The sequence below is a fragment of the Streptomyces sp. Tu 3180 genome, from assembly GCF_009852415.1.
In the GTDB taxonomy this organism is placed as follows: Bacteria; Actinomycetota; Actinomycetes; order Streptomycetales; family Streptomycetaceae; genus Streptomyces.
In genome coordinates, this window is the sequence record NZ_WOXS01000002.1 from 315441 (window position 1) to 339422 (window position 23982).

Consider the following 23982-nt stretch of genomic DNA (forward strand, 5'->3'; position numbering starts at 1 on the left):
CGACGAGGGGTTCGTCGTCGCACGGTGGAAGGGATCCGATGTGATGTGGATGCCACCGGAGCCGATGCTGAGCACGCCCGTACCCACGCCCGATCTGCGGCCGGGCTGGGCGGCCGAGCCGAAGTCATGGAGGGGGTTTCTGGTTGTCCGTTGCCCCATGCCAAACAACGGTTGAGGGCTCTCCGCCGCGGATTCGCAACCGGGGTGGCTCAGTGCAGGGTCTGGGCGGCGTACAGGGCTCCGAGGGCGGTGGCGAGGGCACCGAGCAGCAGGCGTAGGGCTCGTTCGGGCAGGCGGGGTTGGAGGCGCGCGCCGAGGTAGCCGCCGATCAGTCCGCCGGTGCCGCAGGCGAGTCCGAGCCACCAGTCGGGGGCGATGTCTCCGGAGCTCACGAGGGACAGCAGTGCGTAGGCGGCTGCGCCGACGAGGGAGGTGGCGAACGTGGCGGAGAGCGCGGCCGGGGCGACGCGTGCGACGGGCAGGCCGCGCCCGGCGAGGATCGGGCCGAGGAGGGAGCCGCCGCCGATGCCGTACATGCCGCCGATCACGCCGACCGCCAGGGCGAGGACGGTGAGGGTGCGTGGGGGCAATTCGCCTGCGGGCGGCTGCCGGCTGTGGCGTGCCGGGGTGAGGGCGCGCAGGCAAAGCCACAGGCCGAGCGGGAGCAGCAGGACGGCGATCAGGAGTCGGAAGACGTCCGGGCCGGGGAGGGCGAAGACGCGAACGGCGGCGCCGATGACGACGCCGGGCAGTGTGCCCAGCACCAGGCGGCGGGCAAGATCTCCGCGCAGGGCGCCGTCGCGGCGATAGCGCCGCAGGGCGCCAGGCCCGGCGACGACGTTGAACAACAGATTGGTCGGGGTCACCGCCGGACTGGGCACACCGAAGACGCTCAACTGGACGGGGAGGAGGAATACGGCACCGGACACGCCGACGGGCGCGGTCACGGTCGCGATCAGCAGGCCGGCGGCCAGCCCTCCCGCCAACGTCCAGTCCACCGGTGCCCCCGTTTCGCCCGCCCGGTCAGTATCGGCGGCTCGGCCGCCGTGAGGGTGGCCTGCAACAAGATGTTCATGAGCGGCAGGAGCAGCCGGGCTTCGGAATCGGACGCGTCCGCACCTGGTTCGACGGGACAGCCGCGGGTGCGGCGGTCGGGGCGCAGCATCTTTCTACGGCTCGGCAGGTGATCGGCTGAACCCAGGGCTTGCGCCCATCGTGCGGTACATGCCGATCGAGTCGTGCGCGGCGGTATCTGCGAAGCCGTACTTCTCGTAGAGGGAGCGGGCGGGGCCGTCGGCGATCAGGGAGACGTAGGCGGTGGCGGGTGCCCGGCGCTCGAGTTCCTCGGTGAGGGCGGCCATGATGCGTTTGCCGAGGCCACGGCCCTGGTGTGCGGGGTGTACGCAGACGTCGACGATCTGGAACGCGGTGCCGCCGTCACCGATGATCCGCCCCATGCCGATGGGCTCCCCTTCGTGGTGAACGACCACGCCGTGCCAGGTGTCGGGCAGGGCGAGCGCGACCGCTTCTGGGGCTTTGTCCGAGAGGCCGGCGTCGGTGCGCAGGCGGCGGAAGACCTCGACGGCGGGTGCGCCCGCGCTCAGCTCGTACGGGTTGTTCAAGCCGTCCACTCCGATCGTGCGAGGGGCGCCTGATGGCCTGCCGTGGTGCTCGTGCCGTTGATCAGTGGCCTGATTCGGCGTGGTCGGCGTGGTCGGCGTGGTCGCTGGGCTGTGCTTCGAACCAGTCGTGCAGGGCGTCGACCAGGGCGGGCTCTTCGGTCTCGTAGGTGAGGGTGGCCCCGTCGGGACGTTCCCGGTAGCGCACCTCGATGCGTTCGTGGCCGTCCTCCCGTTCCGCCGGACCCGGCATGCTGTCGCCGTGGATCTGCGCGGGGGCGCCGAAGTATCCCCGGCTGAACGCTTTTGCCTCCTGCCGGAGGTGGGTGCGTATGAGGCTGACCTGCGTGCTGTCGTCGGGCTGGTCGGCGACGACGTCCTGAACCCCGCCCGCCTTGGTGGGGGTGAAGTGGTGGGCGGTTTGTTCGAGGTCGAAGGGCATCACGGTCCGGCCGCGCTCGGCGACTGCCTCCTGCCGGCCGGTCCTTGCCTCGTCGCTGTCCCGCCGGGGGCCGCCGATCAGGAGGGCTGCGCCCAGTGCCGCGCCTACACCTGCTGCGGCGATGCCGGCCGTCAGCAGCCGACGCTTGCCGTACTTCATCCAGTGCCTCCGTGAGCACTTCGAGGGCATGCGGTACGCCCGTTCCGTTGTGAAGGGGACCGCCGCGGTGCCGTGGCCGGCAGGGGTGCACGGGGCGGGTCTCGACTTCGGCTGTGCCGCGGCTGTTGAAGTGCTGGGCGCGCCGATCCCTGCCGGCCTTCGGGCGTGGGCCTACTGCTGCTTGGCGGGGATCAGCCACATGACGATGACGGCGGAGACCGCGGCCATGCCGGTGGTGACGAGGAACGCGTCGTCGAAGCCGGAGGCGGTCTGTGCACTGGTGTGGGCGGCGATGCTCGTGGCGGCGGCACTGGAGACGGCCGCGGCGCCGGCCGAGGCCCCGAACTCGTGGAAGGTGCTGACGATGCCCGACGCCACACCGGCCTCATGGGGGCAACGCCGGCGAGTGCGGTGGCGGGCGGGAGGGGGCCGTTGCGGCCGCGCCGGTGGTCGGTGAGGTCCGGTTCCAGGACGGCCCGCAGTTGCTGCGCGTGCGGGTCGCGCAGGGCGATCCGGTCCGGCTCGTCAGTGACCGCCTCGGACTGATCTTCACCGAGCGCGACGGCGATTACCGGGGCGTCTACCACCTCGCCGGCACGGCTGGATGGGCCTACCGCCTTGTCGTCGCCAGGAAAGCCGCACTGCTCAAGTGAAGACGCGTACGAGGTCCTACGCGCATGTGCGGGTGCAGGGGGGGAGGGTGCGGGTGGCCGGTGCCCGGTCCGGAGAACCCTTTGCGCAGGGTCACCCTTCGTAGCGAGTGACCAGGGTCCGTACCGTCTCGGCGATGCGGTCGCGGAGTTCAGCCGGTGCCATGACCTCGACGTCGGCGCCCAGCCGCAGGAACTCTCCGTGGGCGTGGTCGATCGACTCGATGGGCACCCTGGCCTCCGTCCATCCGTCACCGGTGGGTGTGACGCCGAGGCGGCGGGCGCCCTCCGGGGTGAGCCGTAGCAGGGCCTCCCCTGCGTGTAGTCGCGCTCGGAAGTCGGCCAGATAGCTGTTCCAGTACCTGGTCAGGTCGAACCCGTCCTGTATGGCGAACTCGTCTTCCAGTTCCCGGAGTTCGAGGATCCGGTCGATCCGGTAGGTGCGGATCCCGGATGGTCCGCCGGCGACCAGGTACCAGCGGCCGGCCTTGAGTACGAGCCCATACGGCTCCACCCGCCGCTCGATCTCCTCCGGCGCCCGCCAGCGCCGGTATCGCAGTACCACCGCCCGCCGTGCCCATACCGCAGCGGCGGCCGCGGTCAGGTGAGGCGCACGGTCGACGTCGCCATACCAGCCGGGGGCGTCGAGCAGGAAGCGCTCCTGGATCCGCTCGGCGTGCTCGCGCAGCTCCGCCGGAAGGGCGGCCCGCAGCTTGAGCTGGGCGGTGACGAGCGCCTCACTGAGGCCGAGCTCGGCGGCGGCGCCGGGAAGTGCAGCGAGGAACGCGGCCTGCGCCTCGTCCGCGGTCAGTCCGGTGAGTCGGGTCCGGTAGCCGTCGACCAGCCGGTAGCCGCCCGCGTGTCCGGCGTCACCGTACAGCGGGATACCGGCGGCGCCGAGCGCCTCGACGTCTCGGTAGACGGTCCGTACGGAGACCTCCAATTCCTCGGCCAGCTGCCGGGCCGTCATCCGGCCCCGGTTCTGGAGCAGCAGAAGCAGGGTGACCAGCCGACTCGCACGCATGCCGCTCAGTATCCACTGACAGGGGATGTCAGGGGATCGGCCCTAACCTGCGGCGCATGGACGACTTCGACTTCCTGCACGGCTCCTGGGACGTGGCCAGCCGCCGACTCACCACACCACTCGGCTCGGGCCCCGGCACCCGGGGGGAGTTCCCCGGTCACGCGATGGTCCGGCCGCTTTTCGGGGGTGCCGGCAACATTGACGAGATCACCTTTCCCACCCTTGGCCGTCAGGGCGTGACCCTGCGGCTGTTCGACCGGGAGACGGAGCGATGGCCCCTCCACCGGTCCGACAGCCGGACGGGCCGACTGGATCCGCCGGTGGTCGGCGGCTTCACCGGTGGCCGCGGCGATTTCCACGGAGAGGACACCTGCCACGGCCGGCCGATCCGAGTGCACTTCGCCTGGTACCGCCTCGGCCCGGACACTGCCCGCCGGGAGCAGGGGTTCTCCGCCGACGACGGCCGCTCCTGGGAGCTCAACTGGATCATGGGTCTCACCCGCACGGGGCGGGTCGGCGGATGAGCATCGTCGAACTCCGGCAGTACACCCTGCATCCCGGAGCCCGGGAGACGCTGATCGAGCTGTTCGAGCGCGAGTTCGTGACCGGTCAGCAGGCGGTCGGCATCACCGTCGGAGGTCGTTTCCGCGACCTGGACGACCCGGACCGCTTCGTCTGGCTGCGCGCATTCCCCGACATGGCGCACCGCCGGCGCGCGCTGCAGGCGTTCTACACCGGCCCGGTCTGGCGGGAGCACCGCGATGCGGCCAACGCCACCATGGTCGACAGCGACAACGTCCTGCTGCTGCGCGGCCCGGGCTTCACGCCTCCGCCCGGCGCCGGTGAAGTGTTCGCGACCGTCTGCCACCCCGCCGACGCGGCCGCCTTCGATGCGTACGCCGCCCGGCACCTGAATCCGGGCCATGCGCTGCACCGCACCGAGCACGCCGAGAACGATTTCCCCCGTCTGCCCGTCCGCACCGGGGAGGACGCCCGAGTCTGGTTCGGCCTGGCCGAGCCACCACCCTGGCCGACCCGGCGGCTGCGGCTGGAACCCGTGACGCCGTAGCCTCGGGCTTTCACAGAGCCAGCTGTCCCACGGGCGGCCAGAAAAGCAGAAAAGTCCTCTGAACAGCGAGAATGAGGATTGCCCCACAGGACTCCGTCAGGTCTTCGGGTTCGGTCTGTTCCTGGGCATGTTGGGTGGACGGATGCACATGAAGTGAACCGCGTCCGGGCGAAGTCGGCGTTGTACGTGGCTGATGTCTTCGCGTCGGTGCCCCGCGAGGACCAGTGGGCCAAGGGTGACCGCTACCTGCGGGGACTGATGCCGGACGGCCGCCGTAAGTCGATCTCGGCCGGACAGGGCTGGTGGAACGGCACCCTGCCCGGCTGCCGGCTGCTGGTCGAGTGGCCCGAAGACGCCGAGGCGCCCACCGAGTACGGGCTGTCCAGCCCGCCGGCCGACACCCCGATCGCCGACCTGGTCCGTCCGGCCAGGGTCCGCCGGCGCATCGAGCACGACTACCGCGGACTCAAGCACGGCCTGGGCCTGGACCACTTCGAAGGCCGGTCCTGGCCCGGCTGGCACCACCACGTCACCCTCGTGAGCGCCGCCCACGCCTTCCTCACCGAACAGCGGCTGGCCCCAGAAGCACCTGGACCGCACTCACTCCCTACCAGACCCTCGACGCCCTCCAGGACGTCCTGAGGTGCTGGACCGGCATCTGCACCGCCTGCCACCAGCCCCCGCCCAGCGGACCACACACGACATCAAGATCGAGACAGACCTGACGAGGTCCTGATGGATGCTCATCCGGACAGGTCAAAGACCCGCAGCCGGGCACCAGCCAGTGGCATCGTTCAGGCCGGCGTGACGTTCTCGGCCTGCGGCCCTCTCTGCCCCTGCGTGACGTCGAAGCTGACCTTCTGGCCCTCATGCAGCTCCCGGTAGCCGCCACCGGCAATGGCCGAGTAGTGGACGAACACGTCCGGCCCGCCGCCGTCCTGCTCGATGAAGCCGAAACCTTTTTCCGCGTTGAACCACTTCACTGTGCCGGTGGCCATCTCGCTCTCCCTCACCATTGATCGGGCGGCGCAGCACCGTGCCGCGCGGCCTCAGATGGGATCATCGCCGACCGATCGGGCGCGGGACAGGAGAAACGCCCGCAGTGACCCCCGACGACAGCAGACCGCACCTGACGGCGGCTATGAACGAGACGGGCTGCGGGCGGTCAAGCGGCCCGTGCGGCGCCGGGGACAGCAGCGTGTCGGTCCCGGTCAGAGGCAGCACGCTCGTCGGCGTCCTCTTTACGCGGGTGGGCGTCCGGTGGCGGCGCTGCCGGGGTCGTCCAGCGGAGCGATGCGGGCGGTGAGGCGCTTACCGGCCGACTCCCGCCGGGCCTCGAAGCTCTGGGTGACCGCCGAGGACGGCCTCGGACCGCGGCGCGGTGCGGCTGCGGGCTGGGCACGGACTGACGGTGACCGAGACCGCGCTCGCCTTCGTGCAGGACGCCGCCACCGCGGCGGCCTGTGCCCGCCGCCGGGCTGGATCTCCGAAGTCCACCACCCCCTCGGCGGTGGCGAGACCGTCATCCCCGACGCGCTGCTCCACTGCCGCAAGGGACGCGACGGGCACGGTTCCATGCTGTGGGCCTTCGTCGGAGCCGACCGCGCCGCCACGGGACCCGAACGCCTCGCCGCCAAACTCACCGCCTACACCCCCCCACGCTCACATACCCGCGCCACCGCCCGGTGCGCGTCGGTCGGTGGGACCGGAGGCGCCGCGAGAGGAATGTCGGCGCCGCTACCCGCTCTTCCCGCGGCTGCTGTTCGTCCTGGACGGCACCGGCCCCGCCGGAGTCGACCACCATGTCCGCGCTCTCCGCACCGCCGCCGGCCGGCTCGCGCCAGACGCCCCACGGGGCGTTCCCGTCCTGGCCGCGGCGCTGGCCGACATCCTCCACGACGAGCCCTGCACACCCGTCCGGCGGCCCGTCCAGGATCCCGACCGACGCGTCGGCTGGAACCACTGAGCTTGTTCCGCTTCGACGGACACCTGTCGGGCGGACGGCCGAGGCAAGAAGCCTGCGCGGCGCGTGGTCGGACCGGCCGGGAGCGGCTCCCGGACCGCTGTCGCATGCTGTGTCCATGGAGCTCTTCGCCGGGGATCCGGCCTGTGTCTTCTGCGGCATCGTCTCCGGCCGGGCGCAGGCCAGCCGCGTGTACGAGGACGAGCTGGTCCTGTCCTTCATGGACATCCACCCGGCTGCTCCTGGAGACCTCCTCGTCATCCCCAAGGAGCACGCGGCAGGTCTGGAGGACATCGACGAGGCCCTGATGGCCCATCTGTTCCGCGTCGTCCACCTGCTGACGCAGGCTTTGCGGCGCTCGGGGCTACCCTGCGAGGGAGTAAACGTATTCCTCGCCGACGGTGAAGCCGCCGATCAGACGGTCTTCCACCTCCATGTGCACGTCTTCCCCCGCACCGCGGACGACCGGTTCCGCTTGGAGGTCAGGTGGCAGGAGCGGTCCCGTGCCGCCCTCGACCACGACGCCGCGCTGATCAGAGCGCGCCTGAACCGCGGGAAAGACCGCCGGGAAACTCCCTGAGACGTGCAAGGCAGCGGGGCGAGCTGCTCACAGCACCTCATGGGCCCCAATCCCCCACCGATGCCCCCGCCCGGCGTCGCCGCCACCCTGACGGCGGCGACGGCCGCGGCCGCAACGGGGATGTCAGTGATCCGACTACGGCGAAATCACATGGTGACCTGCACGGACACGGGGGCGGTCCTCCGGTCTCGCCACAGCAGGCACAACTCGGCCTCGGGTGACCTACACGGCCCAGGTCGAACACAGATGCCACCCAATTCGCATCGACAGGTGCGGTTCGCCCCTTGTCGGCGTACAGCCGAAGGCGCACCGGTCAGTACGGATGAAAGTGCACCGCTCTGCCGCCCCTTCCGGCTGATGGGGCGGGGCCACCCGAATCCTCGGGATGCGGGACAGACGACGGCTGGCTGTCGGGTGGCCCCGGCGCTGTGGAGGACGGCGCGTTGCGCACGTTCGCGTGTGTTGGCCGGTGCGCTTTCACGCGAACGCTGACACCCCTGGCCGCCAGCGCCACCGACATGCCCGGCAGAGCGTCCGGGCCGCCGGAACCGACTATGGATCTGCTGGTCATGCCCTCGCCGCCGATCGGTCTGTTCAACCGCCAGTAGGTCGCTGAACAACACAGATCGGGCCTTGAGTCCTGAGCTTGGCGACGACCACCCGGACCGGGCTGACCATCGGTGCCGAGTTGGACACCGGTAGCTACCGCCTGGGCTCCACGGTTACCGCTGCCGAGTTCCAGGCCCTGCCGATCACGCCCGATGCATTCCACGACGACTGGAACTACGCCCTCGCCCCCGTTCCACCGCGACCTCCGAAGGCGCCGGCGGCCGCCCGGCGGATCGACCCCGCCCTGACCGGGATGCTTAGCAATCCGGCCCTGACCGGCATGCCACGGTCCGACTTCGAGCGCCTGGTGGCACAGTCTCCGAGCCATACTGGGATGCCCTGGCCGAGGCCGCCTTCCAGCGGCGCTTCCCCCGTCCGCGCAGCTACCTCCACCCGCAGACCAGCAGCCTCGACCACTGTCACCGCCTCCTGGCAGCGCTCTTACGTCGACGCAGGGCGATCACCAGCACACTCCTGGCCCAGCTGCCGGGCGTCACTCGCACCAACCTCTCCCACCAGTTCCAAGACGGCCACCGGCTTCTGGACCTGCACCGCATCGTCGTCACACCACTGCCCGGGTCGCCCGCCCGGACTCTCGAACAGCTCCGAGCCCGCCTTCCTGACGAGAACCACCAGAAAGACCAGCCCTGACAGTTATTCAGGTACGAGCCCCCGGCCGCACGGAGAACCGCCAGATCGGGGTCCTCGCCGCCTGCACCTCCCGGCGCGGACGATCGCTGGTGGACCGGGAGTGGTATCTGCCGAAGTCCTGGACGGCGGACCGGTACCGCTGCGAGGCGGCGAAGATACCCGACGACCGTGACTCCGCGACCAAGGGCGACCTGGCCAAAGCCATGATCCAGCGGGCCCTGGCCTCGCCCTTGCCCATCGCCCGGGTGACCGCGGACTCGGCCTGTGGCCAGGAATGGCGGCTGCGGCGGATGCTGGAGGAAGCCGGCGTCGGTTACGTCCTGGCCGTCCCGAAGTCCCAGCCCGTCCCTGCGCCGGGCCGGATCGATCTCGTCATCGCTCAAGCGCCGGATGAAGCCTGGGAACGCCATTCCTGCGGTGACGGGGCGAAGGGGCCGCGCGTCTACGACTGGGCCGCGGCGAAACTGCCTGCCCTCTGCGACTTCGACGGCGATCAGCCCATGCACGACCGGCGGCTCCTGGCAGTTCACCGTCCCCCACCGACACACCGGCGGAAAGGCCGATCACGCGCTGAACTGTTCCTGGTGGCGGCGCCGCCACCAGGCCACTGCACGACGCTGCCACTACCGTCGCCGCCACGGCGGAGGTGACGAACTTCCGGCACCTGACGCCACGGCAGCCGAACAGACTCGAGAAGGTTCCTCCGACCAGCAGAGACAGCGAACCGCAACTGGAGCATCAGGCCAGGAGAATCTCGACAACGATCACCGCTGCCAGTACAACATAAACGGCGCACGCAACATGATTCAGTGCAACCGTCGCTTTTGTCGAGCCGGTGAGCCGTGCATGGAAAAATCCCGACAACATTCCAATGCATCCGTAAAGAACCACCTCCATCAGGACATTGATTGCACCGAGGACGGCCATCTGAAATTCAGGATTATCTGCACTTCCTATGAACTGCGGGAGCATCGCGAGGTAAAAAAGAATTATTTTCGGATTCGTCAGGCTAACTAATACTCCTCGCAGATACCACCTACCTGGCGCGATATCGCCGTTTCCGTTGATCGCGCGACGCGCACTTCGCATTGTCGCGTACGCCAACCACAACAGATACGCTGCGCCCAATATTCTCACCGCATCAAGCACCGATGGGTGCGATTGGGCGACCCCTCCCATCCCGGCAACGACGGCGGCGGCATAGACACTCATACCTGTTCCTATACCGAGGATGGCCCTCAGCGCGGACAGGCGACCACCTTCAAGGCCCACTGCGAGCATGTAGAGCATATCGGGCCCGGGTGGAGCGAGAAAGAGCAGGATCACCGCAATGTAGCTCGGCAGTATCGCTAAATCCATCATCGTCGACCACCTCCGGCTTTGGCGTGGCGTGCCAGGGACCCCTCGGCGCCGACAGTGATCGATCCGCGCCGAGTTGCCCAGTCGGTGGCCGGAAACCTGCTGCTGACCTGGAAGGATTCCACGATGCCCCCAAGCAGACACAGAACCACCTATGACGGTTCTAGCATGCTTGCGCTTCAGGTGGCAACCGGCTAAGGTGGTTCCATGGCTACTGTTCACTTCCCCGAGTTTCGTCTGGGTAAAGTACTGGCGACTAGCTTCACGGGAACCCTGTCAGAGCGTTACGGTGAAACGTTGGAGCGAATCCCTGCGCCCTCTCGGCTCGCGGACTGGTTGGCAGTCAATGGACTCGCGGTCGACTCCTGCACCCAGTCCCAACTCGACCGGGCTCGAGAGCTAAGGGAATCAATTCATGCAGCTGCCACCGCAGTTGCAAGCCAGAACCCGCTTCCCTCTTCAGCCGTCCGAGTCATCAATGACTGCAGTACTCAGGGTCTGGCCTCGGCGATCTTGACGTCCGAGGGTGGCCGGAAATGGAGGTTGGGCTCTTCTTCCGTAGAAGATGCGCTCAGCGTGATCGCTGCCGATGCGACAAGCCTCCTTGCGGGAGAGCGGGAGGGAAAGATTTCCTTGTGCGCATCACCCACGTGTCGAGCCGCTTTTTTGGACACCAGCCGAGGCGGCACACGGAAATGGTGCGACATGAATACGTGTGGGAATCGCGAGAAGAAGGCACGCTTCCTCGCCAACAAGCGCAATAGCTCAACCCTTTCCGGCTGACCACTTTCATACGTTCACCGGCATCGCCTCTCCCCTCGTCCGTCGGCGCAGGCTTGCCACATGAGACCACCTTTTACAGCGGCTGACACAATGAAGTGTTGAGGACCCAGCTCCAGGCATCCCGGCTCGCCGTTGGCGACGAACCCTGTAAGGGATCTCTCCAGCTGCTCGAGAAACTGCCGCAGGTCGTCAGCCACCCGGTCGAGTTCGGGTTCGTCCAGCGACGCCGTCCGCGTCCGGTAGATCACTCCGCTTCCTGGGTGAGATCGTCCGACCTGGCGGCATCGTGCTGCTCGACGATGTCCGGTGGCCATGCGGCGCGTCGGGGCGTGATGGCCCTGGGGCCGGGCGGGTCGTCAGGCCGTGGTGGGTGAGCCGGCGGCGCCGGTGATCTGGTCCCAGAAGGGCGAGGCGGACGGTCATTCCGGCTCGGTGGTCGGAGGCGGTCGTCAGGTGGCGGCGAGGCCGGAAGTGAGGCGAGATGCCGCTGAACGCGGACAGCAACCGCTGCGTCCCGCCCACGCCGCGGAAGCCCCTCGTCGCGCGTGCGCGCTGCCTCGTGGGCCGATGACTGTTCTCGGCCGGTTGTTCGAGCCCCTGTGGGGGCGGTGCCCGACCGGAGGCATGACCGCGCGGTGGGCGGCACCGTGGGAGCGCAGCTTGTCCGTGACCACCACCCGCGGCACCACGCGGGTCCTCTTCAGCAGGCGGCGCGGGAAACGCCGGGCCGCGGCCTTGTCCCGCCGGTCCCGCACGAGGATGTCCAGCACGTCGCCGTCCTGGCCGACAGCCCGCCACGGACACCCCGGCGCGCCGTTGATCTCGGTGAAGGCCTCGTCCAGATGCCATGTGCCGCCGGGCCGGGGCCGGCGGCGACGCGGTCCGTCGGCGTAGGCCCGGCCGGACCTGGCGCACCACCGCCGGACCGTCTCACAGGAGGCGATCACACCGCGCCGGAGCACCACCTCCTCACCTCCTCCGCCTCACGGAGGCCGAGCGGGAACCGGAAGTACAGCCGTACACCGTGGGAGAGCACCTCGGCCGGGTACCGGTGCCCCCTGTACGACGCCGACGCCCTCCCCACGGACGATCCCCCTCCCCGTGATCGATCCGAAGATCGTCCCACCCGGTCGATCAACGTGACAGTGCCCCGCTCACGTCGGTGTTGTCGGTGTCGTTTGCGGAGCGGTGGGTGGGGCGGAGTTCGGTGTTGCGGCTGGGGCCGTGCCATTCCAGGCAGACGACGGTGGCGTCGTCGCTGAGCCGGCTGGCGTGGTGGTCCAGGACGGCGCGCATGAGGCGGCGCAGGGTTTCGGGTACGGGCAGGCCGTCGGCGTGGTGGCGGATGATGAAGTCGGTGAACCGGTGGAGACCGAATTCGCGGCCGCGTGCGTCGCGGGCTTCGGTGATGCCGTCGGTGTACAGCAGGACGCGGTCGCCGGGTTCGAGCTGTTCGCGGCACAGGGTGGTGGTGATGCCCAGTTCGGTGCCGAGTGGGTGCGTCGGCGGGCAGGGCAGCGCGGTGATCCATCGTCCGCCGCGGATCAGCACCGGCGGGTGGTGGCCGCGGTTGATCCAGGTGAGCAGCCCGGTGGTGGCGTTGAGGTCGGCCAGGACGGCGGTGACGTAGGTGCTGTGGCCGAAGTGGTCGACCAGGATCTGCTCGACGCGCTCGCCGGTGGCCACCAGGCCGGTGCCCTGACGGCGCTGGTTGCGGCAGGCCGACACGGCAAGGTTGGCGGCCAGTCCGGCGTAGCTGTTGTGCCCCATGGCGTCGAAGACGGCCAGGTGGACCTGGTCGTCGGCGATCGCGTAGTCGAAGGCGTCACCGCCGATCTCGTAGGCGGGCTCCAACGCGGCCGCGATCACGACGTCCCGGTTGGCGAACGAGCGCGGCGGCATCAGGTTCCACTGCATCTCCGCGGCCACGTTCATCGTCTCCGTGCGCTCCAGACGAGCGGCTGCGTCGCTGGAGGGGCGCTTGCTGACCACCAGCATGCCGACCAGCGAGGCCAGAGTCTCAAGCCGCTCAGGCCCGACGCCGCCGGGCAGATCGGCCCGCAGGACGCCGAGGCGCTCGGTCCCGTCGAGCACCGGCACCCACCAGCGGCCGCCCTCGCCGCCCCCGCCGTGCTGAGGGCGGCTGCCTGTAAAGACCCGGCCGGGTAGCGTGCCCTCCACCAAGAAGACCTCACCGCCTTCAGCGGCATTCAGTCCCCTCCCGGTGACCTCCTTGAGGACCTGCTGACGCAGGTCGGCCAGGAAGATCCGTGCATCGGCCATACCCGCTGTCTCGGCATGCCGGGCGACCAGGCCCGGCAGCTGGCCGAAGTCCGTCAGGTGCGACTCGCCGAGCATCCCGGTCAGCACCTTCAGCATCCGCTCCGATGCGTCCACGCTCGCCACCTCTTCCGGCTTGCTCCTCCCAGCATTGCAGGCACCGCTTCACAGTGCCGATCACTGCCACGGCTGCACGGCACGGTCGCGAGATGCCGCGGATCGGCGGCGGTCGGGGCAGCGTCGGCGCCTGCAGCGGCTCGAATCCCATAGCCGCCCCGCCCCGAAGGACTGCGCGCACCCGGGCCGTGTCCACATCGTCCAGGACGGCACCGTCCACCAGTGACCGCCGCGGACTGGGCCGGTCTGACACCGCCTGGACACACCACACTCCCCGGGGGAGTCAGCCATCCACGGGGGCCGGCGTCATGGACGCGGCTCTGGGGGCTTCGGGCGGTCGGGCGGTCCGGACGGCGCCGGGGGTCAGCAGCGCGTCGGTCCCGGTCAGGCGTAGCACGCCTGCGGACCGGGTCTGCAGGCCGGTGATGCCGCGTCGACCGGCGGCCGGCGGGACACCGATGGGGGCTCGATCACCATCGCGGTCCAGGCCTCGGGCAGCAGCGTCCTTGTCCGGGGCGGCCGACGATGTCGGCCGGGCGGTTGCCCCGCTACCGGCCGGACTGGCCGAAACCACGACGAGGCTGCGCCCCGAGACCGGGGCCCGGATCTCGGGGCCCCTCGCGGACGTGTTGGCCGACTTGGCCGCCGCGCGGGCACCGGCCCGGTGCACCGCGTCGGGCGACCTGATGGCCAGAGTCCGTTCCCCCATCGATGACCGGCTCGCGGGCCCGGCGCTCTCCCCCGCATCGATCGCGGCCGCCCACCACGTCCCGGTCCGCCATGTTCACCGGCTCTTCGCACAAGAGGGGACCGCGGCCGGTACTTGGATTCGGCACCGCCGGCTGGAGGAGTCCCGCCGCGAGCTCACCCGTTCCGATGCCGAGTCCCCCGACGATCGCCGCCGTCGCGTACCGGTGCGGGTTCGTCAGCCCGAGCCGTTTCAGCCGCGTGTTCCGCCACTCGTACGGCATGTCGCCCACGAATGGCGGAAGCTGCACACACGGTCCCGTACTCCGCGATGACCTCACCGCATCTCCGGCGCGCGCGTCGGCCGGTTCGGCCGAACGGCGGTCGTCACCCGGTGGGGTCGGCGAACCGCCGGACGAAGGCGAGTGCGGTGTCGGCGACCTCGCGCCAGCCGTGGTCGATGGTGAGGGCGTGGCCGCGGCCGGGCATCTCGGTGATCTCGGTGACGGCGTGTGCGTTCTGCGCCTGCTTCTTGTAGGAGGCGTTGGCGATGGCCCAGGAGACGGTGTTGTCCTTCTCGCCGGAGATGATCAGCAGGGGGCCGCGGTCGGCGGCGGTGATGTCCACCTTGACCTCGGTCCAGGGGTTGAGGTTGGCCGCGGCCGCCTGGAACAGGGGCTCGCCGGGGGCCGGGACGGCGAACGTGTCGTACAGCTCCCTCGCCTCCTCCTCGCTCACGGCGTTCGCGAAGGAGTAGCGGAACTGGTCGTAGGTGAGCGGTACGGCCCGGTGGTGGTTGGCGGGGTTGCCGAGGACCGCGCTCGCGGCCCGCAAGGAGGACAACGGCAGCGGGAGGACCCCGCGGAACGGGGCCGGGTCGATGGCGACGGAGGCCTGCGAAAGCCCCCGTCCGGCGGTGATCTGGGTGATCAGGCCGCCGAAGGAGTGGCCGATGACGACGGGTTTGCGCTCCAGCTTGCCGATCAGGTCGCAGAAGTGGTCGGCGACCTGGCCGACGCTCTTGCCGGCGAACACCTCCGGGTGGGCGTTGGCTTCCTCGACCGTCTCGGGGTCGTCGGGCCAGCCGGGCAGTACGGGGGCGTAGCCGGCCTTCTCGAACACGGCGGCCCACCGGTCCCAGCTGGTGGGCAGCAGCCACAGCCCGTGGATGAAGACGGCGGGAGTGCGGCCGGTGGCGTTCGCCCGTTCGATCTGGGCCAGGTCGCGGACGTGGGAGGGGCCGGACGGCGTGTTGCTCATGGTGACTCCTCGGTGGATTGGGATCGGGGCCTGACGGCTCAGGCGGCCCGGGCGGCCGCCCGGATGACCGACACGACGGCATCCGGCCTGCTGTACAGCGGCAGGTGGGAGGAGGCGGCCTCGGTGGTACGCGAGCCCGCCCGCCGGGCCTGGAAGCGCCGGAGCTCCGGGACGATGCCCCGGTCCTGTCCGCAGACCAGGGTCCAGCTGGGCAGCGCGCGCCAGGCCGCGGTGGTGCAGCGGTCGGTGAACGCGGTCCCGCTGAGCCGGCGTTGGCCGGCCGCCAGGACCCGGGTGGCGGTGCTCGGGACATCGTGGGCGAAGACCCTCGCGGAACCGGTCGGACCGGATGCACAGGTCGATGGCCGGGCTGTCGCCGAGGCCGGGTACCGGGACCGGCGTGAGGGCCGCTTCGAGCTGTGAGGCGGGGCAGCGGCCTGCGAGCTCGCCCGGGATCTCCCCGGCATCGGGCATGAAGGCCGCGATGTGCACCAGGGCCCTGACATTACAGATGGCGCAGGGGCCTCAGGGGCGGATCGTCAGACGCGAAGAGCGGCCCCGAGCCGTCCGGCCGCCACGGGTGGCCCTGGTGACGAACCTGGGCCACTCGGCCGCTCCTGACCTGACTGCGGGCCCGGCTCACCGGAAAGCATCCGTCAGTCGAGGACTGCTGTGCTCCGACCTCGACGAGGAGGCCGGGAGCAGCCAGAGCAGCGGCTCCGATACCGGTGAGCGGCGCAATCGGAGTGATCCCGAGCTTCTCAGCCGCCCGCGCGACACCTTCGGCGAGCAGGGGCATCTTCTCGGGGGTCGAGTCGACCGCGTGGACCGTCAGCTTGTACTGCCCAGCCGGGTCGGTCGAGCTTGTGTGACGACACGGCCTGAATCCGTGAGATGACGAAAGCCTCCGGTTGTGGAGTGGAGGAGCTGTCGAGGAACCGCTCCGTCAGCCAGGAGACCTTCGTGTCCCACGCCGACGCTGCTCCGACGCCCCGCGCCCGTCTTCGCCTGGCGCGTCTGATGGTGGACGAGGGATGGCCGGTCGCTCGCGCGGCCGAGCGCTACGACGTGTCCTGGCCCGCCGCGAAGCGATGGGCCGACCGTTACGCCGAAGCCGGGCCGGCCGCGATGACCGACCGGCCCTCACGGCCTCACCGCAGCCCGACCCGAACCATCCGGCCGCTGGTCCGCAAGATCGTGCACCTGCGCTGGAAGCAACGCCTGGAACCGGTCCAGACCGCCGGACGGCCGGGCATGCCCGCCTCGACCGTCCACCCGGTCCTGACCCGCTGCCGGATCAACCGCCTGTCCCGCATCGACCGGGCCACCGGCGAGCCGGTGCGCCGCCCTGAACACCCGCACCCCGGCGCCGTGCTCCCCATCGACGTCGAGAAGCCCGGCAACGTCCCCGACGGCGGCGGCTGGCGCTGCGTCGGACGCGTCCAGGGCCGCAGAAACCGCGCCGCAACACCCGGCAAGCCCCGCAACAAGTACCGCGGCCCTGTGCTGGCAACCGCCTTCGTCCACACCGTCGTCGACGACCACTCCCGCGTCGCTTACGCCGGAATCCGCGACGACGAGACAGCCGGCACCGCAGTCGACGTCCTGCACCGCGCGGTGGCCTGGTTCGCCGCCCGCGGCGTGAGAGCCGAACGGGTCCTGACCGACAACGGATCGGCCCACCGCTCCCGGCACTGGAACCGCGCCTGCACCGAACTCGGCATCACGCCGAAGAAGACCCGGCCCTACCGGCCACAGACGAACGGCAAGGTCGAGCGCTTCCACCGCACCCTGGCCGACGGCTGGGCCCTGGGGCGCTTCTCCCCAAGCGGATCAGCCCGCCGCAAAGCCCTGCCGGCCGTCAGTCGAGCAGCCCCGCCTCCTGCGCCAGCACCGCCGCCTGGACGCGGTTGGTGCAGTCGGTGCGGGTGAGGATGTTGCTGATGTGGGCCTTGATCGTGCCGGGGCTCAGGTGGAGCTGTGCGGCGATCCCGGCGTTCGAGAGGCCGGTGCCCAGCAGCCGGAGGACGTCCAGTTCGGTCGGGGTCAGGTCCGCGATCCGGCGCGCCGCGGTGTCGCTGCCGTGGCCCGGCCGGGCCCGGAATTCGATCAGCTGGCGGGTGACCTGCGGGGCGAGGACGGGTTCTCCGGCGGCGGCGCGGCGTACGGCGTCGATGAGATCGCGAGGACCGGTGTCCTTGAGGAGATAGCCGTGGGCTCCGGCGCGCAGGGCGGAGGCCACGGTCGGTTCCTCGCCGAAAGCCGTCAGCATCACCACCCGCGTGCGGGGCGAGTGCCGGGTGATCTCGGCGAGGGCGGCGATGCCGTCGCCGGGCATCCGGATGTCGAGGAGGGCGACGTCGACGGGGTGGGCACGGCAGGCTTCGACGGCCTCGTGGGCGTCCTGCGCCTCGGCCACGATGCGAACCTCGTCGGCGTTCTCCAGGATCAGCCGTATTCCGGCGCGCATGAGCGCTTCATCGTCGGCGATCAGGACTCGGATCATCGGTTCAGTGTAGAACCGCCAAGATCAGCAGGGCGAGGGTTCCGCCGGCCACCGGCAGCAGTACCAGGAGCGCCGCGCAGCCGCCGCCGAGGAGGCGGGGCCACGTGAGGACATCCGTGGGCAGCGGGGGCCGGGAGCCCGCCCCGTCGGACACCGGCTGGGGCGGAGCGGCGTACACGGGCGGCGAGTCGGGCCGGACGGGTATTCGGGCGGAAAGGACGAAGCCGCCCTCCGGGCGCGGCCCGGCGTGGAGGGTGCCACCGAGCAGGCTGATCCTTTCCCGTAGGCCGACGAGTCCGCTGCGGCTCCCGCCCCCGGGCGAACGGGGCGCCGGCGGGGCGTCGTTGATGACGGCGATCACCACCGTGTCCCCTTCGTCGTGGAACATCACACGCACGGACGCGCCGGACGCGTGCTTCAGCGCGTTGGTGAGTCCTTCGCGGGTGACACGGTGGACGGCCTGTCTGGTGCGGGGGTCCGCGTCCGTCGGCCCGGCCGCCTCCCAGTGCAGTTCGGCGTCGACCCCCGCGCTTCGGGAACCCGCGACCAGGGCCGCGACATCCTCGCGGGTCCCGCGTTCGCCGGTGTCCTCGCCGGGCTGGTGACGGAGGACGCCGAGGATGCCGCGCAGCTCCTCCATGGCCGTCCGGGCGGTGGTGTGCAGAAGCTCGGCCCGGGCGGCCAGCGAGGGCGCCTGTTGTTCGGTGGCGAGCTGGAGGGCTCCGGCGTGCACCGAGAGGAGGCTGATGCGGTGGCCGAGCAGATCGTGCATCTCGGCGGCGATGCGCGCCCGTTCCTCCATGCGGGCCGCCTCGTCGGTGAGGAAGCGGGCGTGTTCGAGGTAGGCGTTGCGTTCCCGCAGCAGCCGCGTCAGTGGGCGGCGGCGCCCCATCATCAGGCCGGACAGCGCGGGCAGCACGATGAACAGCGCGCTCAGGCCGAGGCCGCCGACCAGGTACGGCGTCTCCGGGAGCCCGGCGAGGGACTGTACGGCGATCAGCACGAGCGCGACGCCGGCACCGCTCGCCCCGAGCACTGCCCAGGCGCGCCGTGCCGGAGTGATCCGGCGCATGGCGGACCATACGACGCACGGTACCGCCACCATCGCCCACACGTTGTCCCCGGCGACCACCGGCACGCAGCCCAGCACCGTGAGGGACGGGTACACCCGCCGCACGGGCACGAGCAGCGCTGTCCACACCCCCAGGAGGGCCGAGGCCACCGGGTGGGGCGGCGGCACCAGCGGGACCGGCGCCAGTGAACACAGCAGGACCAGACCGGTGAGTACGGACTCGGTGACGACCGTCCGCCGGGGCGCGGAGCGCACCGCCTCCCGGATCGCGGCGGTCTCGCGGCGCAGCCGCCCCCTCGCTCGTACTGCCGGGCTCATGGTCTCCTCCGTGCGGGTGCCGCTCTTCACGGCTGCTCCGGTCATACGCGGTCGTACACGTGGGCGAACCGCCGCGGCCTCAGGCACTCCGTGCCGCTCCTCGCGGGACCCGCAGCTCCGGCTCCGCCCGCAGCCCAGCGACGTCGGCGCCGCTCTCGGCCAGCACGCGCTCGATCTCCGCCACGGACTCCGCATCCGTCCCGGTCTTGTCCAGCAGCGCGGCCAGCAGGTGGGTCGTGCCGACCGTGGACGAGCCCTTGGCGGAGGCGATGAACTCGGTGACATGCAGGAGCCGCCGGTCGAAGTCGGCGGGGCTGCCGACCTCCGGAGGTTCACCCTCCGCGACCCCGGTGGTGGGAAGCAGCACCCGGGCGACAGTATCCTGCCGTACGCCGTACCGGCGCAGGAACTCCGCCCCCCGGTTCGCTCCCGCCAGGCTCTCGGGCAGCTCACGCCCCGCGACCGTCAGCGACCTGTCCAGCGCCAGGATGCCCAGCAGCACATCGACGGGTTCTGGCTCCGGCACCCCGCGCCGTATCGCCGACCGTCGTGCCTCCATGCGCACCACGCCCACGACCGCGGAGCCGAATCCGGCGCCGCCCCCGAACATCCAGGCGGTGAACTTCCGGGTCAGCGGATTACCGCTCTTCCCGAAGGTCCCCGCCTTGCGCAGCATCAGAACCGAGCTGGGCTCCGGCGCTTCATCAGTGCCCCGCAAGGCGTCGAGCGCGGCCGAGGCAGCCGAGGCGTCCAGCTTCTGCACCACCAGGGCCTCGCGGGCACGCGTATCGGGCAGCTCGACCAGCGCGCGCGCCACGTGACGTACGCGTACGGAGACGGTGCCCTCCCCCCGTGCGGCCTCCAGCGCCTTGCGCAGACAGGCCCGCAACGCACCGGTCATCGGCGGAAGACCAAGGCTTGCCCGCTCCTCTTCCTTCCTCTTCCGGTTCTTCCAGCGCAGCCTCTTGGCCTCCTCCTGCCGGACCTCCCGCCAGCAGGCGTCGATCTCCCGCTCGTCGTCCGGACTTCCGGCTGTGCCGTCACCCGCGTCATCACTGACCCACACGGACGTCCCCCGGCACCCGATCGAACCGCTGAGCGTGCCGGCGGCCCTCATTCCGGGGGCGATCGCGGAACCCGCGGCCGAGTCACCCGACACGAGCGCGCTCAGCAAGCTTTCCGTACCGATGTCGTCGCGTTCCTGCTCGGCCGCCGTACGTACGGTCTCCAGCAACAGCTTGACGACGTCCCTCTCGAACTCGGTGGTCGCGCCGGCGTCGCGGTCGGACGTGCGCTGCTCCATCGGGCCTCTCCCTCTCCGCGGGGTCACCTGCCGAAAAAGAACGCTAGCCCCGCGTTTCCCGGCTCCGCCTCGGCCGACCGGCCAGACTTCCTGTCCGACTGGCCAGGCTTCCAGTCCGACCGGCCAGGTTCTCCCGTCCGGGCGTCCTCGCGGTGGGCGGCGCTCCCTCCCCGTCCACCTCTGCCACGTCCGCTGCTCTTCCGGTGAGTCACCCGGGTACGGCTTGCGCTCACTCACCCGGAGAAGTGCCGGCACCGTTCGCCCCGCCGCCGAAGCCGGACGGCCCGCCCCCGCTCCCAGCGCGCCGGAAGCGGACAGGCAACCCTGCCGGATGTCGAGACGTCCCAGAAGACGAGCGTGATCGGGTCTCTCCCCGACGCGCCGGAGCGGGATAGCAACACGCGACAGTCAGGAACCGAGCGCCCCGGAGGAACACCGAATATGCGGGTGAATGTGGAATGGGTTGACGCACGCGAGAGGCTGCCTCGACCCGGGCAGCCTGTTGCGGCGGCGATGTTCGGCACCTGGCCGCACGACTTCCACGACCGTTCCGTCGCGGGTGAACACTACTGGCTGGTCAGGCCCATGGTTTTTCATGATCTGTACATCCCCATGACCTTCCAGCACCAGTCCGAGGACGACAGCCACTACCACGACTGTTTCGTGGACTCCGACGGCATCATCCGCTACCCCCCGGGCGGACCGAGTGAGGACCACGTCACCCACTGGGCGGCGCTGCCGTTCCTGCCGGGGCTGTCGGTGCACGTGGCAGGCGGCCCGGAAGCAGGCGCAGCCCTCCGACGAGCCCGCGAAGCCGATGGCCATCGGTAGCCCGCCGCACTCCGAGACGACAGGCGGCGCCACTCGTACCTCGGCCGGCGAGTCCCGCTCGCCGGAAGGAGCAGCCGCCGAGTGACACGGCCCCAGGACGGGAGCCCTTCGATGCACCTGCGGGAGGACAGGGCCGCGGTGCCGGCGGGCGAGCCGGAGGCGGGTAGGGGGCATACGCCGACGGCGGTTCGACTGGATGAGACGGGAGCGGGCACGGTGCAGCATGTGGCACGTGCGCCAGGCAGCAGGCCGCAGGGCGCTGCCATGTTGTCGGGTGTGTGAGTGTCCGACGGCGCGTCGGGGCGTGGTGGGGCCAGGTTTCGGGCCGGGGTCCAGGCCTGGGCCGGTTGGCCGACGGCACCGGTGATCTGGTCCCAGAGGGTGAAGCGGACGGCCGTCTCGGCGCGGTGTCCGGTGGTGGTCATCAGGTGGCGGCGAGGCCCGAAGTGGGACGAGATGCCGCTGGAGGTGGACAAGAACCGCTGCGCCCCGCCCACGCTGCGGAAGCCCTTCATCGCGCGTGCGCGCTGCCTGGTCGGCTGATGACTGTTCTCGGCCCGGTTGTTCAGGCCCTTGTGGGAGCGGTGCCCGACCGGGGGCACGACCTCGCGGTGGGCGGCGCCGTAGGAACGGAGCTTGTCGGTGACCAGCGCTCGGGGCATACGGCGCTGCTTCTTCACCGTGCGCGATCACCTCCACCGGGTACCGGTGGCCCTGGTACGACGGCGACGCGGACGACACGAACGAACCCCCTCCCCGGCGCGATCAACTCCAAGATCATCCCAGGTCGGCCGGCCAACGCGACAACGCCGTGGCGAGTCATTCCTTGAGGGATGACGCAGCGCGTCACAGCCGCGTGACCAAATCGCCGACACCGCGTGCAGCCGGAGCCGTCGGGTACAAGGAGCGCACACCCCGCGCCCCCCGGCGCGTGCTGCGGCCACGGCAGCCGCAGGCCTGTGCGGCACATGAGTCCACCGTCTGATGGCACCGCGCCGAGATACGACCGCAGGAGGAGCCCGCCACCTCCTGCGGTCGCAAAGCGGCCGTTCACCCGGCGTGCTCGATTGCGACTCTGGTCGTATGCGGTCGCGACCCGGGACCGATGTGGCATCGCGTGCCCCGCCCTGAGGATGGCCGGGTGACCGAGACCATCGCGGGGCTGTACATGTCCCCTCTGGAATTCCTTGCCCTGCTGGGTGCCGTTGCGCTGGTGGTGGCGCGCTGGCTTTCCCCCGCGGCCCGCCCACGCGTCACGATCGCGGCGGTGGCGGTTCTCGTACTGTCCGCGATCGTGCTGAGTGTGGTGGGGATCCGCTGGCAGATGCTGCCGGTACTGGCAGGCGCCGCCGTCGCATTGCCGTTCACCCTCTCTCCCCTGCTGCGACGCCGTACCGGCCGGCCGGCGTGGCGGGCCCGATGGTGGCTGGCGTTGCCGGGGTCGGTGGCCTGCCTCGGCTTGACGGCCACGGGTCCGGTGGCCGCCTGGGCCTTTCCCGTACCCGTGTTCCCCGAGCCGTCGGGCCGTTTCGCGGTCGGCACCCGGGTGGTGCAGAAGACCGACCCGCGCCGCCCCGAGACATTCACCGCCGATCCGCATGACCGGCGCACGGTGGTGATCCAGCTCTGGTATCCCGCGCAGAAAAGCCCCGCGGGCGCGCAGCGGGCCCAGTACCTCGGACGCACGGAGCACGAGGCGCGCACCGTTTCCGACGCCCTCGCCCGCCAGGTCGGCCTGCCTGGCTTCCTGGTCGACGGCGTCCCGCGTGCCCACACCCATGCGGTCTTCAACGCCCCGGCGGCCGGTGAGGGCGAACGGTTCCCGGTCGTGCTGTTCTCTCCCGGGTCGGGCGGAGTGCGTACCCAGAACACCGCCTGGGCGGAGGAACTGGCCAGCCACGGCTATGTGGTCGCCGGCCTCGACCACCCGTACGACTCCGCCGCCGTCGTCCTCGCCGACGGCCGGACGATTCACACCAAGACCGCCTCCACCGGAGACCGGGACAAGGACGGCAAGCTGGCGGTCGACTGGACGGCTGTCCGGGCCGCCGACCTCAGCTTCGTCCTCACCCAGCTGGACCATCCAGACCGAGGTGGGATCGCCGGCCCGCTGACCGGACGCCTGGACACCGGTCGGGTCGCGGTCACCGGCCACTCCATGGGTGGTGCCGCCGCTCTCCAGGCCGCCCGGCAGGACCGCCGGTTCGACGCCGTCATCGATCTGGACGGCTACCCCCACGGCCCCGCCTCCCCCTCCCTCCACCAGCCGACGCTCGCGCTCACCCAGGCCGTCACCCCAGGAACCGACCCGCACTACATACCCCGCCTCACCAAGGCCCTCAAGCTCAGCACCGCGACGAGCTACCGGCTCACCATCCCCGGCGCCGCACACCTCACCTTTATGGACGGCCCCCTGTACCTGCCGCCTGTGCCCTCGATAGTCGGCTCCCTGGGCCGCACCGACAGCCCGCACGTCGTCGCCGCAACCACGCTCGCCTTCCTGGACACCGCCCTGCGGCACAAACCCGGTGACCCGGCCAGAGTTCTGTCGGCCTACGGCAACCTCAGCGTCTACCACCCGGACAATGATGAGGGCACTGTCACGTTGATCGACCGGGTGGGATGATCTTCGGATCGATCACGGGGAGGGGGATCGTCCGTGGGGAGGGCGTCGGCGTCGTACAGGGGGGCACCGGTACC

The 23982-nt window shown here is 70.5% G+C and carries 22 protein-coding genes and 7 pseudogenes; 14 read left to right on the forward strand and 15 right to left on the reverse strand.

The window, feature by feature from the left end:
* Positions 1–209: 209 nt before the first annotated feature.
* From GL259_RS02725 to GL259_RS02740, 4 genes are all read right to left on the reverse strand, one after another.
* Positions 210–998: a sulfite exporter TauE/SafE family protein gene (locus tag GL259_RS02725; RefSeq protein ID WP_159528844.1), complete on the reverse strand. Its 789-nt coding sequence runs from the start codon at positions 996–998 to the stop codon at positions 210–212.
* 171 nt (positions 999–1169) lie between these two features.
* Positions 1170–1631, reverse strand: coding sequence for a GNAT family N-acetyltransferase (locus tag GL259_RS02730; protein ID WP_159528846.1), 462 nt, complete (start codon positions 1629–1631; stop codon positions 1170–1172).
* Between the two features lie 52 nt (positions 1632–1683).
* On the reverse strand, positions 1684–2220 hold the full coding sequence (locus tag GL259_RS02735) for an aspartate carbamoyltransferase (protein WP_159528848.1): 537 nt from the start codon (positions 2218–2220) through the stop codon (positions 1684–1686).
* Between the two features lie 171 nt (positions 2221–2391).
* Positions 2392–2598, reverse strand: coding sequence for a hypothetical protein (locus GL259_RS02740; protein ID WP_208026413.1), 207 nt, complete (start codon positions 2596–2598; stop codon positions 2392–2394).
* A gap of 68 nt (positions 2599–2666) precedes the next feature.
* On the opposite strand from GL259_RS02740, the gene GL259_RS02745 reads away from it, so the two are divergent.
* Entirely contained in the window at positions 2667–2873 is a 207-nt protein-coding gene (locus GL259_RS02745; protein WP_159528850.1) for a hypothetical protein, read from the forward strand.
* Positions 2874–2964: 91 nt separating this feature from the next.
* On the opposite strand, the gene GL259_RS02750 is transcribed toward GL259_RS02745, so the two are convergent.
* Complete coding sequence (locus GL259_RS02750) at positions 2965–3894, reverse strand: YafY family protein (RefSeq protein WP_159528852.1); 930 nt, start codon at positions 3892–3894, stop codon at positions 2965–2967.
* Positions 3895–3950: 56 nt separating this feature from the next.
* Between GL259_RS02750 and GL259_RS02755 the strand changes: the two genes are divergently transcribed.
* From GL259_RS02755 to GL259_RS02765, 3 genes and pseudogenes are all read left to right on the forward strand, one after another.
* A complete protein-coding gene (locus GL259_RS02755; protein WP_159528854.1) occupies positions 3951–4418 on the forward strand; it encodes a hypothetical protein in 468 nt (155 codons plus the stop codon).
* The gene (locus GL259_RS02760; protein WP_159528856.1) at positions 4415–4963 is read left to right on the forward strand and encodes an NIPSNAP family protein; all 549 of its coding nucleotides are present in this window, start codon (positions 4415–4417) and stop codon (positions 4961–4963) included. The genes GL259_RS02755 and GL259_RS02760 overlap by 4 nt, the downstream gene beginning before the upstream one ends.
* 303 nt (positions 4964–5266) lie before the next feature.
* A pseudogene (locus GL259_RS02765) lies at positions 5267–5605 on the forward strand (IS701 family transposase); the annotation flags it as partial.
* A gap of 152 nt (positions 5606–5757) precedes the next feature.
* Here GL259_RS02765 and GL259_RS02770 read toward each other — a convergent pair.
* A complete protein-coding gene (locus tag GL259_RS02770) occupies positions 5758–5961 on the reverse strand; it encodes a cold-shock protein (protein WP_159528858.1) in 204 nt (67 codons plus the stop codon).
* A gap of 701 nt (positions 5962–6662) precedes the next feature.
* On the opposite strand from GL259_RS02770, the gene GL259_RS02775 reads away from it, so the two are divergent.
* The 4 genes and pseudogenes from GL259_RS02775 to GL259_RS02790 all read left to right on the forward strand — a co-directional run bounded on the left by GL259_RS02775 (position 6663) and on the right by GL259_RS02790 (position 9416).
* Entirely contained in the window at positions 6663–6929 is a 267-nt protein-coding gene (locus GL259_RS02775) for a hypothetical protein (protein WP_159528860.1), read from the forward strand.
* Positions 6930–7044: 115 nt separating this feature from the next.
* Positions 7045–7506 carry an HIT family protein gene (locus tag GL259_RS02780; protein WP_159528862.1) on the forward strand — a complete coding sequence of 154 codons (462 nt, stop codon included), beginning with the start codon at positions 7045–7047 and terminating at the stop codon, positions 7504–7506.
* 637 nt (positions 7507–8143) lie between these two features.
* Positions 8144–8738 (forward strand): annotated as a pseudogene (locus GL259_RS38420) (ISAzo13 family transposase); the annotation flags it as partial.
* Positions 8739–8810: 72 nt separating this feature from the next.
* Complete coding sequence (locus GL259_RS02790; protein ID WP_243762532.1) at positions 8811–9416, forward strand: transposase; 606 nt, start codon at positions 8811–8813, stop codon at positions 9414–9416.
* Positions 9417–9504: 88 nt separating this feature from the next.
* On the opposite strand, the gene GL259_RS02795 is transcribed toward GL259_RS02790, so the two are convergent.
* Positions 9505–10128, reverse strand: coding sequence for a LysE family translocator (locus GL259_RS02795; RefSeq protein ID WP_159528864.1), 624 nt, complete (start codon positions 10126–10128; stop codon positions 9505–9507).
* Between the two features lie 204 nt (positions 10129–10332).
* Between GL259_RS02795 and GL259_RS02800 the strand changes: the two genes are divergently transcribed.
* On the forward strand, positions 10333–10908 hold the full coding sequence (locus tag GL259_RS02800) for a CGNR zinc finger domain-containing protein (RefSeq protein WP_159528866.1): 576 nt from the start codon (positions 10333–10335) through the stop codon (positions 10906–10908).
* A gap of 356 nt (positions 10909–11264) precedes the next feature.
* Here the strand turns inward: GL259_RS02800 and GL259_RS02810 are convergent.
* Both GL259_RS02810 and GL259_RS02815 read right to left on the reverse strand, forming a co-directional pair.
* A pseudogene (locus GL259_RS02810) lies at positions 11265–11992 on the reverse strand (IS6 family transposase).
* Positions 11993–12042: 50 nt separating this feature from the next.
* Positions 12043–13305, reverse strand: a complete 1263-nt coding sequence (locus tag GL259_RS02815; RefSeq protein WP_243762219.1) for a PP2C family protein-serine/threonine phosphatase — start codon at positions 13303–13305, stop codon at positions 12043–12045.
* A gap of 876 nt (positions 13306–14181) precedes the next feature.
* Here GL259_RS02815 and GL259_RS38425 point away from each other — a divergent pair.
* Positions 14182–14246 (forward strand): annotated as a pseudogene (locus GL259_RS38425) (hypothetical protein); the annotation flags it as partial.
* A gap of 133 nt (positions 14247–14379) precedes the next feature.
* Here GL259_RS38425 and GL259_RS02825 read toward each other — a convergent pair.
* Positions 14380–15252: an alpha/beta hydrolase gene (locus GL259_RS02825; protein ID WP_159528868.1), complete on the reverse strand. Its 873-nt coding sequence runs from the start codon at positions 15250–15252 to the stop codon at positions 14380–14382.
* Positions 15253–15315: 63 nt separating this feature from the next.
* On the opposite strand from GL259_RS02825, the gene GL259_RS38430 reads away from it, so the two are divergent.
* Positions 15316–15675 carry a hypothetical protein gene (locus tag GL259_RS38430; RefSeq protein ID WP_243762629.1) on the forward strand — a complete coding sequence of 120 codons (360 nt, stop codon included), beginning with the start codon at positions 15316–15318 and terminating at the stop codon, positions 15673–15675.
* A 250-nt stretch (positions 15676–15925) separates the two neighbouring features.
* Here GL259_RS38430 and GL259_RS38435 read toward each other — a convergent pair.
* Positions 15926–16090 (reverse strand): annotated as a pseudogene (locus tag GL259_RS38435) (RidA family protein); the annotation flags it as partial.
* 125 nt (positions 16091–16215) lie between these two features.
* Between GL259_RS38435 and GL259_RS02835 the strand changes: the two are divergent.
* Positions 16216–17061, forward strand: a pseudogene (locus GL259_RS02835) (IS481 family transposase); the annotation flags it as partial.
* Positions 17062–17113: 52 nt separating this feature from the next.
* Here the strand turns inward: GL259_RS02835 and GL259_RS02840 are convergent.
* The 3 genes from GL259_RS02840 to GL259_RS02850 form a co-directional block, all read right to left on the reverse strand.
* A complete protein-coding gene (locus GL259_RS02840) occupies positions 17114–17758 on the reverse strand; it encodes a response regulator transcription factor (protein ID WP_159528874.1) in 645 nt (214 codons plus the stop codon).
* A gap of 4 nt (positions 17759–17762) precedes the next feature.
* On the reverse strand, positions 17763–19148 hold the full coding sequence (locus tag GL259_RS02845; protein ID WP_243762220.1) for a histidine kinase: 1386 nt from the start codon (positions 19146–19148) through the stop codon (positions 17763–17765).
* A 79-nt stretch (positions 19149–19227) separates the two neighbouring features.
* Positions 19228–20451: a Clp protease N-terminal domain-containing protein gene (locus GL259_RS02850; RefSeq protein ID WP_159528878.1), complete on the reverse strand. Its 1224-nt coding sequence runs from the start codon at positions 20449–20451 to the stop codon at positions 19228–19230.
* 441 nt (positions 20452–20892) lie between these two features.
* On the opposite strand from GL259_RS02850, the gene GL259_RS02855 reads away from it, so the two are divergent.
* Entirely contained in the window at positions 20893–21282 is a 390-nt protein-coding gene (locus tag GL259_RS02855) for an AQJ64_40280 family protein (RefSeq protein WP_159528880.1), read from the forward strand.
* A 470-nt stretch (positions 21283–21752) separates the two neighbouring features.
* Here the strand turns inward: GL259_RS02855 and GL259_RS38440 are convergent.
* Positions 21753–21968, reverse strand: a pseudogene (locus GL259_RS38440) (DDE-type integrase/transposase/recombinase); the annotation flags it as partial.
* A gap of 419 nt (positions 21969–22387) precedes the next feature.
* Between GL259_RS38440 and GL259_RS02865 the strand changes: the two are divergent.
* A complete protein-coding gene (locus GL259_RS02865) occupies positions 22388–23908 on the forward strand; it encodes a hypothetical protein (RefSeq protein ID WP_159528882.1) in 1521 nt (506 codons plus the stop codon).
* Positions 23909–23982 lie beyond the last annotated feature (74 nt).

Bases quoted from the DNA above. Each gene is read 5' to 3' on its own strand.
- GL259_RS02735 (WP_159528848.1), bottom strand. From the start codon at position 2,220: ATGAAGTACGGCAAGCGTCGGCTGCTGACGGCCGGCATCGCCGCAGCA.
- GL259_RS02750 (WP_159528852.1), bottom strand. From the start codon at position 3,894: ATGCGTGCGAGTCGGCTGGTCACCCTGCTTCTGCTGCTCCAGAACCGG.
- GL259_RS02755 (WP_159528854.1), top strand. From the start codon at position 3,951: ATGGACGACTTCGACTTCCTGCACGGCTCCTGGGACGTGGCCAGCCGC.
- GL259_RS02760 (WP_159528856.1), top strand. From the start codon at position 4,415: ATGAGCATCGTCGAACTCCGGCAGTACACCCTGCATCCCGGAGCCCGG.
- GL259_RS02770 (WP_159528858.1), bottom strand. From the start codon at position 5,961: ATGGCCACCGGCACAGTGAAGTGGTTCAACGCGGAAAAAGGTTTCGGC.
- GL259_RS02780 (WP_159528862.1), top strand. From the start codon at position 7,045: ATGGAGCTCTTCGCCGGGGATCCGGCCTGTGTCTTCTGCGGCATCGTC.
- GL259_RS02795 (WP_159528864.1), bottom strand. From the start codon at position 10,128: ATGATGGATTTAGCGATACTGCCGAGCTACATTGCGGTGATCCTGCTC.
- GL259_RS02800 (WP_159528866.1), top strand. From the start codon at position 10,333: ATGGCTACTGTTCACTTCCCCGAGTTTCGTCTGGGTAAAGTACTGGCG.
- GL259_RS02825 (WP_159528868.1), bottom strand. From the start codon at position 15,252: ATGAGCAACACGCCGTCCGGCCCCTCCCACGTCCGCGACCTGGCCCAG.
- GL259_RS38430 (WP_243762629.1), top strand. From the start codon at position 15,316: ATGACCGACACGACGGCATCCGGCCTGCTGTACAGCGGCAGGTGGGAG.
- GL259_RS02840 (WP_159528874.1), bottom strand. From the start codon at position 17,758: ATGATCCGAGTCCTGATCGCCGACGATGAAGCGCTCATGCGCGCCGGA.
- GL259_RS02845 (WP_243762220.1), bottom strand. From the start codon at position 19,148: ATGAGCCCGGCAGTACGAGCGAGGGGGCGGCTGCGCCGCGAGACCGCC.
- GL259_RS02850 (WP_159528878.1), bottom strand. From the start codon at position 20,451: ATGGAGCAGCGCACGTCCGACCGCGACGCCGGCGCGACCACCGAGTTC.
- GL259_RS02855 (WP_159528880.1), top strand. From the start codon at position 20,893: ATGCGGGTGAATGTGGAATGGGTTGACGCACGCGAGAGGCTGCCTCGA.
- GL259_RS02865 (WP_159528882.1), top strand. From the start codon at position 22,388: ATGTGGCATCGCGTGCCCCGCCCTGAGGATGGCCGGGTGACCGAGACC.